This window comes from Streptomyces sp. NPDC048565 (genome assembly GCF_040650935.1).
Lineage (GTDB): Bacteria > Actinomycetota > Actinomycetes > Streptomycetales > Streptomycetaceae > Streptomyces.
In genome coordinates, this window is sequence record NZ_JBEZIH010000016.1 from 51,886 (window position 1) to 63,582 (window position 11,697).

Sequence of the window (11,697 nt, forward strand, 5' to 3'; positions counted from 1 at the left end):
CGTGGCATCCGTACATCCCCTCGCCGGCCAGGAGGCTCCCGGGCAGGACCAGGTCATCGGCGCGCTGGGGGCGCTGGGTGAGCCGGTCGACTGCACGGGGCTGCGGAGCCTGTCGCTGGAGGGCCCCCAGGTGCTGTGGCTCGTCGTGGACGGCGCCCTCGACCTGTTCGCGGTGGACGCGGTGGAGCAGGGGCACTGGCACTTCCTGGGCCGGCTCGAACCGGGAACGCTCGTCCTGGGCCCGGTCGAGGGCCCGCAGCACACCCTGGTCGGACGCCCCCTCCAGGAGTGCGCGCTGCGCCGGATCCCGCTGCGTGAGCTGTACCGGCCCGAGTACGCGGGCCAAGGCGGGTACGAGGGGCAGTCCCGCGGTCACTACGACACCGGGGACGCCACGCTGAGCCTGCTGGAACACGCCTTCTCGCTCGGTGTGGGGCGTGGCCGGCGGGTGCTGTTCGAGGCCCCGCTGGACGGCCGGACCGTCGACGGGGCGGTGGGCGACGACGACATCCTGTGGCTGCCGGTGTCGCCCGGCGACGTGCAGTACGGCGCCGCTTTCAGTTCCGAGGCCGCGGGTGACCTGCTCGTCGATCCGGCGATGTGGCAGGGGATGGTCAATCAGCAGTACCGCCTGCTGTCGGCGCTCGACCGCTGGATCGAGCGGCTGGAGCGCGCCCACGAGGACCGGACCGCGGCGGGCATGAAGGCGGGCGAGGCAGTCCGCAAGGAGGCCGACCAGGCGCTGCTGACCTCGATCGGCCGGTCCGGGAGAAGGACTTCGCCCGCCGTGGGGGCATCGGACGACGCGGTGTACGCGGCCTGCCGTCTGGTGGCGCGGGATTCCGGGATCGTCCTCGCCGAGCCGGCGGCGGGCGGGGCGGTGAGCGACCGGATCGACCCGGTCGAACGGGTCGCGGTCGCCTCGCGCGTCCGCACCCGCGCGGTGCGTCTTGACGGGCGCTGGTGGCGGGAGAACTCCGGGCCGCTGGTGGGTCATCGGGCCGCGTCCGGAGCACCGGTCGCCCTGCTCTGGCGCCGTGGCCGCTACGAGGCGGTCAATCCGCTGACCGGGCGGCGCAGCCGTGTCGGCAGCGACTCGGCCCAGGAGTTCGACGAGCGTGCCGTGATGTTCTACCGGCCGCTGCCCGAGCGGCCGTTGGGCAAGTGGCGGCTGCTGCGCTTCGGTCTGTTCGGGACCAGGGGCGACCTGCGCAGGCTGGTGCTGGCGGGGCTGGTGACGGTGGCCCTGGGGTCACTGGTGCCGATCGCGACCGGCAAGGTGCTCGGCGTCTACGTACCCAACGCCGAGAACGCCCTCATCGTGCAGGTGTCGTCGGCCGTCATCATCTCGGGTGTGGTCTCGGCGGCCTTCATGCTGTTGCAGAACCTCACGATCCTGCGGATGGAGGGGCGGATCGAGAGCACGCTCCAGCCCGCTGTCTGGGACCGTCTGCTGCGGCTGCCGACAAAGTTCTTCACCGGGCGGTCCACGGGGGAACTGGCGAGCGCGGCGATGGGGGTGAGCTCCATCCGCAGGGTGCTGTCGGGCACCGGTCCCGTCGTGGTGCAGTCGGGCACGCTCGGGGCGATGAACCTGGGTCTGCTGCTCTGGTTCAGTGTCCCGCTGGCGCTCACCGCGGTCGCGATGCTGGTGGTCATCGCCGGGGTGTTCCTCACCATGGGCATGTGGGAGCTCCGCTGGCAGCGCCGTCTTGTCGTGCTGGGTAACCAGTTGAACAACCAGGCCTTCCAGACGCTGCGGGGGCTGCCCAAGCTGCGGGTCGCGGCGGCCGAGAGCTTCGCGTACGGCGCGTGGGCTGCGGAGTTCGCGCGCAGCCGTGAGTTGCAGAAGCGGGCGGGCCGGATCAAGAATCTGACGACCGTCCTCAACGCGGTGTACCTGCCGCTGTGTTCACTGATCATCTTCGTGCTGCTCGCGGGCCCGGCGCGCGGGTCCCTCACGGCCAGTGAGTTCCTGACGTTCAACACGTCCGTGACGATGCTGCTGACGGCCGTCACCCAGCTCACCGGTGCGTTCGTGTCGGCGGCCGCCGTGCTGCCGATGTTCGAGCAGATCAAGCCGGTGCTCGACGAGGCGCCCGAGGTACGCGGTGCCAGCACCCAGCCGGGCACGCTGTCCGGGCAGATCGAGGCCAGAGGGGTGTCCTTCCGCTACTCCGACGACGGTCCCGTGGTCCTGGACGAGGTCTCGCTGAGCGTGCGGCCCGGCGAGTTCGTCGCGGTCGTGGGCCCGAGCGGATGCGGAAAGTCGACGCTGCTGAGGCTGCTCATCGGCTTCGACGAGCCGGTGTCGGGCAGCGTCCTGTACGACGGTCAGGATCTGACATCGCTTGACCGGGGGGCCGTGCGCCGTCAGTGCGGGGTGGTCCTGCAGAACGCCCAGCCGCTGTCCGGATCGATCCTGGACTGCATCTGCGGCGCCGAGGTCTTCACCCAGGAGGAGGCGTGGGAGGCCGCCGCGATGGCGGGACTGGCCGAGGACATCAAGCGGATGCCGATGGGGCTGCACACGATGATCTCCGGCGGCGGCTCGATCTCCGGAGGGCAGCGACAGCGGCTGATGATCGCCCAGGCGCTCGTCCGGCGCCCCCGCATCCTGTTCTTCGACGAGGCCACCAGTGCGCTCGACAACGAGACCCAGCGCACCGTGATCGAGAGCACCAGGTCGCTGCGGGCCACCCGTGTCGTGATCGCGCACCGGCTGTCCACGGTGATGGACGCCGACCGTGTGATCGTCATGGCGGCCGGCCGTGTCGTTCAGGAGGGGCCGCCCGCCGAACTCCTCGCGGACACGGGCGGGCAGCTCCACGAACTGGTACGGCGCCAGATGAGCTGAGTCACTGGCCCCGCCTGCCGCCCGGCCTCGGGGGTTCCACCGCGTCGCGGATGCTGGCGCGTGCCGCGGCGGCGACGGCTTCGGCGGTGATGCCGAACTCCTCGTACAGCCGCTGGTAGTCGGCCGATGCGCCGTAGTGTTCCAGGCTGACGATCCGGCCGGCGTCGCCGACCACCTCGCGCCAGCCCTGCCCGACGGCGGCCTCGACGCTGACGCGGGCGCGCACGTCCGGTGGCAGCACCTCGTCCTGGTAGGCCTGCGGCTGCTCGGCGAACCACTCACGGCAGGGCATCGAGACCACGCGTACGGACAGTCCCTCGTCGACCAGCAGCCTGCGGCCGTCGAGGGCGATCTGCACCTCCGAACCGGTCGCCACGAGGATGACGTCGGGGGCGGTCCCGGGGTCCTCCACCAGGACGTAGGCGCCGCGCGCGGCTCCTGCGGCGGGAGCGTGGACGCCGTCGGCCCGGTCGAGCACCGGAAGGTTCTGCCGGGTCAGGACGAGACCGGCTGGGCGGTCGGTGTGCTCCAGGATCGTCCGCCAGCAGACGGTGGTCTCGTTGGCGTCACCGGGGCGTACGACGTCGAGTCCGGGGATCGCGCGCAGCGCGGCCAGGTGTTCGACGGGCTGATGGGTGGGGCCGTCCTCACCCAGGCCGATCGAGTCGTGGGTCCACACATAGGTGGCGGGGAGCTTCATCAGGGCGCCGAGGCGCACCGCGGGGCGCATGTAGTCGCTGAACGTGAGGAACGTGCCGCCGTAGGGGCGGGTCAGGCTCTGCAGCGCGATGCCGTTGAGCACGGCGCCCATGGCGTGCTCACGGATGCCGAAGTGCAGGGTTCGCCCGTAGGGGCCTCCCGGGAACTCCGAGGTCTGCCGGTCGGCCGGGACGAAGGAGGGCTCGCCCTCCATGGTGGTGTTGTTGCTGCCCGCGAGGTCGGCGGAGCCTCCCCACAGCTCGGGCAGGACCGGTGCGAGGGCGGTGAGCACCTCGCCGGAGGCCTTGCGGGTCGCCATGCCCTTGGCGTCTGCCGGGAAGTCCGGCAGGGCGTCGGTCCAGCCGTCCGGCAGTTCCTGCTCCCGCAGCCGGTCCAGCAGCGCCGCACGCTCCGGGTCGGCGGTCCGCCAGTCCCCGTAGGTCCGCCGCCAGCGCTCCCTGGCGTCCCTGCCCCGCTCCCCCACGGCCCGGGTGTGGGCGAGGACCTCGTCCTCGATGGGGAAGTACGCCTCGGGGTCGAAGCCGAGGAGCCGCTTGGTGCCGGCGACCTCCTCCTCCCCCAGGGCGGCCCCGTGCGCCTTGCCGGTGTTCCGCTTCGTCGGTGCGGGCCATCCGATGATCGTGCGCAGCATGATCAGTGAGGGCCGCGAGTCCTCCGCCTTCGCCGCCTCGATCGCGGTGAGCAGGGCGTCGACGTCCTCGACGTAGTCACCCGTGCGGGTCCAGTCCACGGTCTGCACATGCCAGCCGTACGCGGCGAAGCGGGCGGGGACGTCCTCGCTGAACGAGATGTCGGTGTCGTCCTCGATGGAGATCTGGTTGGAGTCGTAGAACGTGATGAGGTTGCCCAGTTGCTGATGGCCGGCCAGCGACGCGGCCTCGGAGGAGACGCCCTCCATCATGTCGCCGTCGGACGCCAGCACGTACACATGGTGGTCGAAGGGGCTGGTGCCGGGCGCGGCGTCCGGGTCGAGCAGGCCCCGCTCCCGGCGTGCGGCCATCGCCATCCCGACGGATGCGCCCATGCCCTGGCCCAGCGGGCCTGTGGTGATCTCGACGCCGCGGGTGTGCCGGTACTCCGGGTGGCCGGGGGTCGCCGATCCCCAGGTCCGCAGCGACTTCAGGTCCTCCATCTCCAGGCCGTAGCCGGCGAGGTAGAGCTGGATGTAGAGCGTCAGGCTGGTGTGGCCGCACGAGAGGACGAAACGGTCCCTGCCCAGCCACTGGTCGTCGGCGGGGTCGTGCCGCATGACCTGCTGGAACAGCAGGTAGGCGAGCGGCGCCAGACTCATCGCCGTACCGGGATGACCGTTGCCGGTCTTCTGGACGGCGTCGGCGGCGAGTACCCGCACGGTGTCCACCGCGCGCAGGTCCACCTCGCTCCAGCCCGCCCGCTCGGCGATCGGCCGGGCGAGGCTCGGGTCTCGCGGTGCTGTGCTGCCGGAAGAGGATCGCTCGGGCGCCATGGTGTCGTCTCCCTAGGACGTCGCTTCTCGGTACGACGGGGCGGTCGGTGCGGCTCGCCACCCCTCGCATCCTCCGTTCCCCGGCCGCCCGGCGCACCCGGAACGGGCGACACGGAGTGACGAACTTGTTCGTAACGAACATGTTCGTTATGGTCGGGGGGTGACTCCGCGACCCTCAGCTCCCCGAAGCCGCCGCGAACGCCCGGCCAAGCCCGCCCTCACCCACGAGGGCATCGTCACCGCGGCGGTCCGCCTCATGGCCGCCGAGGGACTTCAGCGCGTCACCATGCGCCGCCTTGCCCAGGAGCTCGACACCGGCCCCGCGTCCTTGTACGTGTACGTCGCCGGCACGGCCGAGCTGCACGCCGCGATCCTGGAGGAACTGCTCGGCGCGGTCGACCTCGCGCCGGTGGCGGACGAGGGCGACTGGCGCGACCGGCTGGCACAGGTGCTGCTGTCGTACACCCGCGTCCTGTTCGACCACCCCGGTCTCGCGCAGTCCGCCCTGGTCGCACGGCCCGTCGGGCCGAACTATCTGGCGCTGGTCGAGAGCGTCCTCGCTCTGCTGCACCGGGGCGGAGTGCCCGACGGGCAGGCCGCCTGGGGGGTGGACGTACTGCTCCAGGTGGCCACCGCGACCGCGGCCGAGCAGTCCGCGCGCCAAGGAACACCGGACGCCGACGACGAGCACGACGCGTTCGTCGAGGCGCTGGGGCAGACATCCTCCCTGACCCACCCGCGCATCGCCGCACTCGGCTCCGACCTGGCGTCCGGAACCCCGCACCAGCGTCTGGCCTGGATCTTCCGGGCGGTCGTCAACGGCACGGCGACGACCCCCCGCTGAACGCCACCCCCGTCCCACTCGGACTCCCAGCAGAAAGCGGAGGCACCACCATGAACACCACCGCACACGCACACCACCCCGTCGCCGTCGTCGGGGCAGGCCTCGGTGGCCTGGTCCTCGCCCGGGTCCTCCATGTGCACGGGATCGAGTGCGCCGTCTTCGACCTGGACACCGGCCGGGAGGCGCGTACCCAGGGCGGCATGCTCGACATCCACGAGGAGACCGGGCAGGCGGCGCTGCGCGCCGCGGGGCTGCACGAGGAGTTCCGGGCCAGGGTGCACCCCGGCGGCGAGGCTCTCCGCGTGCTCGACAAGCAGGCAGCCGTCCTCCTGGAGGAGAAGGACGACGGCGACGGCGGCCGCCCCGAGATCGACCGGGGTGATCTGCGCGAACTCCTGCTCGACGGGCTTCCCGACGGCACCGTCCGCTGGGGCAGCAAGGTCACGGAGGCCACGCCGCTCGACGGCGCGCGCCATCGGGTGACCCTCGCCGACGGCACCACGTTCACCACCGGCCTGCTCATCGGCGCGGACGGCGCCTGGTCGAGGATCCGGCCGCTGCTCTCCGACGCCCGGCCCGCCTACACCGGCATCTCCTTCGTCGAGCTGGATCTCCTCGACGCCGACGTCCGTCACCCCGCGTGCGCCGAGCTGATCGGGGGCGGGATGTTCTTCGCGCTCGGTGACCACCAGGGGTTCCTCGCCCACCGCGAGACGGACTGCAGCCTGCATGTCTACACGGCCAGGCGCTCGGCGGAGGACTGGCTGTCCACGATCGACTTCACCGACACCGGAGCCGCGAAGGCCGCTCTGCTGGAGCACTTCACCACCTGGTCCCCCGGTCTGCGCGAGCTGATCTCCGAGGCGGACGGCCCGCTGACCCCGCGGCTCATCCACGCTCTCCCGGTCGAGCACCGGTGGGACCGGGTGCCGGGGGTCACCCTGCTCGGCGACGCCGCCCACCTGATGTCGCCCTTCGCCGGTGAGGGCGCCAACCTCGCCATGATCGACGGCGCGGAGCTGGGCCAGGCCCTGGCCGCGCACCCGGGAGACGTCGAGGCCGCCCTGTCGGCCTACGAGTCGGTCCTGTTCCCCCGGAGCGAGCGGATGGCCAGGGAATCGGCGCAGAGCCAGGAGACGCTGTTCCACGACCGTGCACCGCAGCCGCTCCTCGACATGTTCGCCTCATTCGGAGCGTGACCTGCCCCGCGGCGTCGCGGCCACGGCAGGGCGGCCTCAGATGGCCTGCTCGTCCCGGGCGAAGAAGCCGATGACGTCGTCGAGCGTGGGGTTGTCAGGGGTTTCGGCCTCGGCCTCGGCGACCGCGGCACTGCGAGGGAACATCGCTTCCTCGTACGCGGTGAGGGCGGCCTCGGTGTCACCGGGGTGGGCGGCGAGCGCCTCACCGAGTGAAGCACCGTCCAGCATGGCCAGATTGGCACCTTCGCCGTTCGGGGGGATGAGGTGGGCGGCGTCGCCGACCAGGGTCACCCCCGGCACCCGGTCCCACCGGTGCCCCACCGGCAGCGTGTGGTGGGGGCGCACGACCGGCACGGTGTCGCTTTCGGTGATCAGGGCGGTGAGTTCCGGGGCCCAGCCGGCGAACTCCTGCGCGATCCGCGCCACGGCACCGGCGGGATCGGTCAGGTCGATGCCGTCGAACCAGTCCTGCGGCTTGGTCAGCATCACGTAGGTGTGGAGGGTCCCGCCCTTCTCCCGGTGGGCCCCGATCTGCCTCTCTCCCGGTTCGAGTGCGAACATCGACCCGCCACCGACCGCTTTCGCGGCAGCGGGATGCCGTGTGTCGGCGTCGAACAGGCAGGTCTCGACGAACGACGTGCCGGTGTACTCGGGCTCGGCGCCGGAGAGCAGCGGCCGCACCCTCGACCATGCGCCGTCAGCGCCGACCAGCAGGCGCGTGGTGACGGTGCCGCCGTCGGCGAACGCCACCTCGTGGCGGCCGCCGCCCAGGCCACGTACACCGCTGACCTTCCGCCCCCACCGGACGGTGCCGGCCGGGAGCGAGTCGAGCAGCATCTGCCGCAGCTCGCCGCGCTGCACCTCGGGACGTCCGCCCGTGCCGTCGTCGCCCTGGTCGAGCAGGACGTTGCCGTCCCGGTCGAGGACCCGCATCGCCTGACGGCCCTCCAGGATGATGCCGCGGAACTCGTCCGTCAGGCCGGCCGCCCGCACAGCCAGTTGGCCGTTGTAGTCGTGGATGTCGAGCATCCCGCCCTGGGTACGAGCGGTCGGTGAGGCCTCGGCCTCGTGGACGGTGACAGGGATGCCGTGGACGTGCAGGACGCGGGCGAGCGTGAGGCCGCCGAGTCCGGCGCCGATGATCGTGACGTCAGTGGTCATGCTGATTCCTCGCTTGTCGCACGCCTGCCGGACGGGCACCGGCAGGATCTGCGACAAGGGTCCTGACCTCGTCCGACAGACCTCCGACGCCGGACCGAAAGCGCCGACACCCGACCGACACCGGCGACCGGGCCGCCGGTCGGCCGCCGGTCCCTGTCGGCTAACGGACCTGACCGGCCTGGTCGGCACCGCCGCGCCCTGCTGCCCCTGCTGTCCTTGCGTCCTCGCCGGGCGAGCGTTGGTACTGGCCGGGCGTCTGTCCCACAAGCGTGGCGAACGCGTCGGTGAACGCGCTCGGATTCGCCCATCCGCCCCCTCAGGCCGACCGGGTGTATCCGCGGATGCGGTAGCGCAGCCCGGACCTGGAGGTCCTCCAGCCCCGGTCATCGGTGACCTTCCACGCCGGGCCCGGTACCGGGGCGTGGACGTCGCCGCGCACCGTCGATTCGACCTCGGTCACCGAGAGCGTCGTGGCGTACCCGATCGCGGCACTGTAGATCTCACCACCGCCGATCACCCAGGTCTCGGTGGGGACGGCCGGCTCCTGCGGCTCGCCCGCGCGTGCCAGCGCCTCGGCGACCGAACCGGCACGCTCAGCACCCTCGGCCGCCCAGTGCGGGTCGCGTGTCACCACGATGTTGCGTCGGCCGTCCAGCGGACGGAAGCGTGCGGGCAGCGAATCCCATGTCCTGCGCCCCATCACCACCGGATGACCGAGGGTGGTCGCCTTGAAATGCGCCATGTCCTCGGGTACACGCCAGGGGATCGCGTTGTCCGCGCCGATCACCCCGGCAGGGGTCTGCGCCCAGATCAGTCCGATGTTCACACCGCTACCGGGGCCTTGATCGCCGGGTGGTGCCGGTAGCCGAGCACTTCCACAGCGGAGTAGGCGTAGTCGAAGAGCGAGTCGGCCCGGCGCAGACGCAGCTCGGGGAACTCGAACGGGGTGCGCGAGAGCTGCTCGGTGACCTGCTCGACATGGTTGTCGTAGATGTGGCAGTCGCCGCCGGTCCAGATGAAGCTGCCGGGTTCGAGGCCGGCCTGCTGAGCCACCAGATGCGTGAGCAGCGCGTAGCCGGCGATGTTGAACGGGACGCCGAGGAACAGGTCCGCGCTGCGCTGGTAGAGCTGGCAGGAGAGCTTGCCGTCGGCGACATGGAACTGGAAGAGGGCGTGACACGGCGCGAGCGCCATCTCGGCCAGCTCGCCGACGTTCCAGGCGGAGACGATCATCCGGCGGGAGTCGGGGTCGGTGCGCAGCGTGGCGAGGACCTCGCTGATCTGGTCGATGTGCCTGCCGTCCGGGGTGGGCCAGGAGCGCCACTGCCTGCCGTAGACCGGGCCGAGCTCGCCGTTCGCGTCGGCCCACTCGTCCCAGATGGTGACGCCGTGCTCCTGCAGCCAGCCGACGTTCGAGTCGCCGCGCAGGAACCACAGCAGTTCGTACACGATGGATCTCAGGTGCACTTTCTTGGTGGTGACCAGCGGGAACCCCTGCGAGAGGTCGTAGCGCAGCTGGTGGCCGAAGATGCTTCGGGTGCCGGTGCCCGTCCGGTCGGCCTTGGCCGTCCCCGAGGTGAGTGCCATCCGCAAAAGGTCTTCGTACTGGGTGTCCGCCACAGGCGTCGAGTCTACCGGCCCGCGGCCCGGGTCCACCGTCACTGACGACTCCATTGTCAACAATATTGTCAACTCCTCTTGCCGGACGGGGCGCCGGTGGAGTCACCGCGGCAAGGCCTGATTCCTCCGGTGCGGACCGGCTCACATCACCGTCACATGCGTGAAGCGGGCCGCCGTGTGCAGCTCGGACTCGATGCGCCCCGCGGTCAGGCGCAGCTCGGGCAGCACCTGCTCCAGGCACGCTTCGATCGTCCGGCTGCTGCTGTGCATGGCGACGTTGACGGATGCCACCGCGGCGCCTGCCCGGTCGCGCACGGGTACGGCGATGGAGCGCAGGCCTGCTTCCAGCTCCTCGTCCGCCAGGGCGTAGCCATCGGAGACCACACGCTCCAGCACCGCTTCGAGTTCGGTGCGCTCGACGACGGTGTGCGGGGCGAGGGGACGCAGCTCCGCATGGTCGAGGAGGGACCCGCGCTCGCCGGCGGGCAGGCCGGCCAGCAGGACACGGCCCAGCGAGGTGGCGTAGGCGGGGAAGCGGGTGCCGACGGTGATGTCGACGTTCATGATGCGGTGGGTGGCCGCACGCGCCACGTACTGCACGGAGTCGTCGACGAGGACGGCGAGGGACGCGGAATCCTGGATCCGCCCCGCCAGCGCGGAGAGGTGCGGATCGGCGATCCGCGCCAGGGTGACGTGGGAGAGCGGTGGGTACCCGAGGGCCAGGACGCGTGGTGTCAGCCGGTGCTCACGGCCATCGGCCGTGACATAGCCGAGGTGTTCGAGGGTGATCAGGGCGCGGCGCGCGGAGGCGCGTGAGAGGCCCGTCGCGCGCGCGACGTCGCTGAGCGTCGGGGCCGCACCGCCGTCCCCGACGGCGGTGATGACGGTCAGGCCGCGGGCGAGGGACTCGACGAAGCCACGGCCGAGCTCCTGCTTGGAAGCCGCCGTCCACGAGGCGAGGGGCCCCGAGGAGGGCGAGGGGTCTTCGGGGGGTGTGTCGCGCAGCCGGCGCTCCATCGCCGAGGCGGCCTCGCGCAGCCGGGACAGCAGGTCGTCGCGGAGCCCGTGCGCGGTGTGCCTGCTGGTGTGGCTGACCACGCTCAGCACGCATCCGATACCGCCGCCCGGGTCCCTCACGGGCACGGCGAGTGCGAGGAGGCCGGGCTCGATCAGCTGGTCGTCCACCGCCCAGTCGTCCGACCTGGCCGCCTCCACCCGCTCCTCGAACAGGTCGTCCGCCGGGCAGGGGCGCAGCGACAGGGACGGGAAGCCCTCCCCCTCGGGGTCGGATGTCCGCCGCTCCCGCCAGGCCGCCCACTCATCGGCTCCCCAGCCGGTGGCGAACAGGGTGCCGGGCGCGGTGCGTTCGGCGGGCAGCAGGTCGCCGATGCGCAGACGCAGGGACATCGGGCGCCGGCGGGTGGCCTGATGCACGAAGCGGATACCCCCGCCGTCGGGCACGGCGAGGGACACGGACTCGTCGAGCTCGTCCGCGAGGGCGTCCACCCGGTCCCCCAGGAGCCCGGGGATGCGGACCGACGCGAGGTAGGCGTTGCCCAGCTCCATCAGGCGTGGCGCGAGGGTGACGGTCCTGCCGTCGATACGGACGTATCCCGTGCGGGCGAGCGTGAACGTGACCCGGTCGACGGTCGAGCGGGCCAGTCCGGTGGCGCGCTCCAGGTCACTGAGGCTGAGGGAGCCGTCCGCGTCGGTCAGCCGGCGCAGCACGGCGATACCGCGCATCAGCGGCGCCACGGCCTCCGCGGGCACCTGGGTGCCGGTCCCGGCGGTCCCGGTCGGTGGCATCTGTCCCTCCCTCGGGTGTGGTCCC

At 71.7% G+C, this 11,697-nt stretch carries 8 protein-coding genes; 3 read left to right on the forward strand and 5 right to left on the reverse strand.

Annotation, left to right across the window (positions count from 1 at the left end; translation table 11 throughout):
- The first annotated feature begins 1 nt into the window (after position 1).
- Positions 2–2,857: an NHLP bacteriocin export ABC transporter permease/ATPase subunit gene (locus AB0C75_RS20155; RefSeq protein WP_362892619.1), complete on the forward strand. Its 2,856-nt coding sequence runs from the start codon at positions 2–4 to the stop codon at positions 2,855–2,857.
- Between the two features lies 1 nt (position 2,858).
- Here the strand turns inward: AB0C75_RS20155 and tkt are convergent, their stop codons facing one another.
- Entirely contained in the window at positions 2,859–5,042 is a 2,184-nt protein-coding gene (gene tkt / locus AB0C75_RS20160) for a transketolase (RefSeq protein WP_362892620.1), read from the reverse strand.
- A 160-nt stretch (positions 5,043–5,202) separates the two neighbouring features.
- Here tkt and AB0C75_RS20165 point away from each other — a divergent pair, with 160 nt between their 5' ends.
- Positions 5,203–5,886, forward strand: coding sequence for a TetR/AcrR family transcriptional regulator (locus AB0C75_RS20165; RefSeq protein WP_362892622.1), 684 nt, complete (start codon positions 5,203–5,205; stop codon positions 5,884–5,886).
- Positions 5,887–5,936: 50 nt separating this feature from the next.
- Positions 5,937–7,085 (forward strand): NAD(P)/FAD-dependent oxidoreductase, encoded by a 1,149-nt coding sequence (locus tag AB0C75_RS20170; RefSeq protein WP_362892624.1) that lies wholly within the window; start codon positions 5,937–5,939, stop codon positions 7,083–7,085.
- A gap of 36 nt (positions 7,086–7,121) precedes the next feature.
- Here the strand turns inward: AB0C75_RS20170 and AB0C75_RS20175 are convergent, their stop codons facing one another.
- From AB0C75_RS20175 to AB0C75_RS20190, 4 genes are all read right to left on the reverse strand, one after another.
- Positions 7,122–8,246, reverse strand: a complete 1,125-nt coding sequence (locus tag AB0C75_RS20175; protein WP_362892626.1) for an NAD(P)/FAD-dependent oxidoreductase — start codon at positions 8,244–8,246, stop codon at positions 7,122–7,124.
- A gap of 316 nt (positions 8,247–8,562) precedes the next feature.
- On the reverse strand, positions 8,563–9,072 hold the full coding sequence (locus AB0C75_RS20180; protein WP_362892627.1) for a dihydrofolate reductase: 510 nt from the start codon (positions 9,070–9,072) through the stop codon (positions 8,563–8,565).
- On the reverse strand, positions 9,069–9,866 hold the full coding sequence (locus AB0C75_RS20185; protein ID WP_362892629.1) for a thymidylate synthase: 798 nt from the start codon (positions 9,864–9,866) through the stop codon (positions 9,069–9,071). Before AB0C75_RS20185 ends, AB0C75_RS20180 begins: the two co-directional genes overlap by 4 nt.
- A 141-nt stretch (positions 9,867–10,007) precedes the next feature.
- Entirely contained in the window at positions 10,008–11,672 is a 1,665-nt protein-coding gene (locus AB0C75_RS20190) for an IclR family transcriptional regulator C-terminal domain-containing protein (RefSeq protein WP_362892631.1), read from the reverse strand.
- Positions 11,673–11,697: the final 25 nt, after the last annotated feature.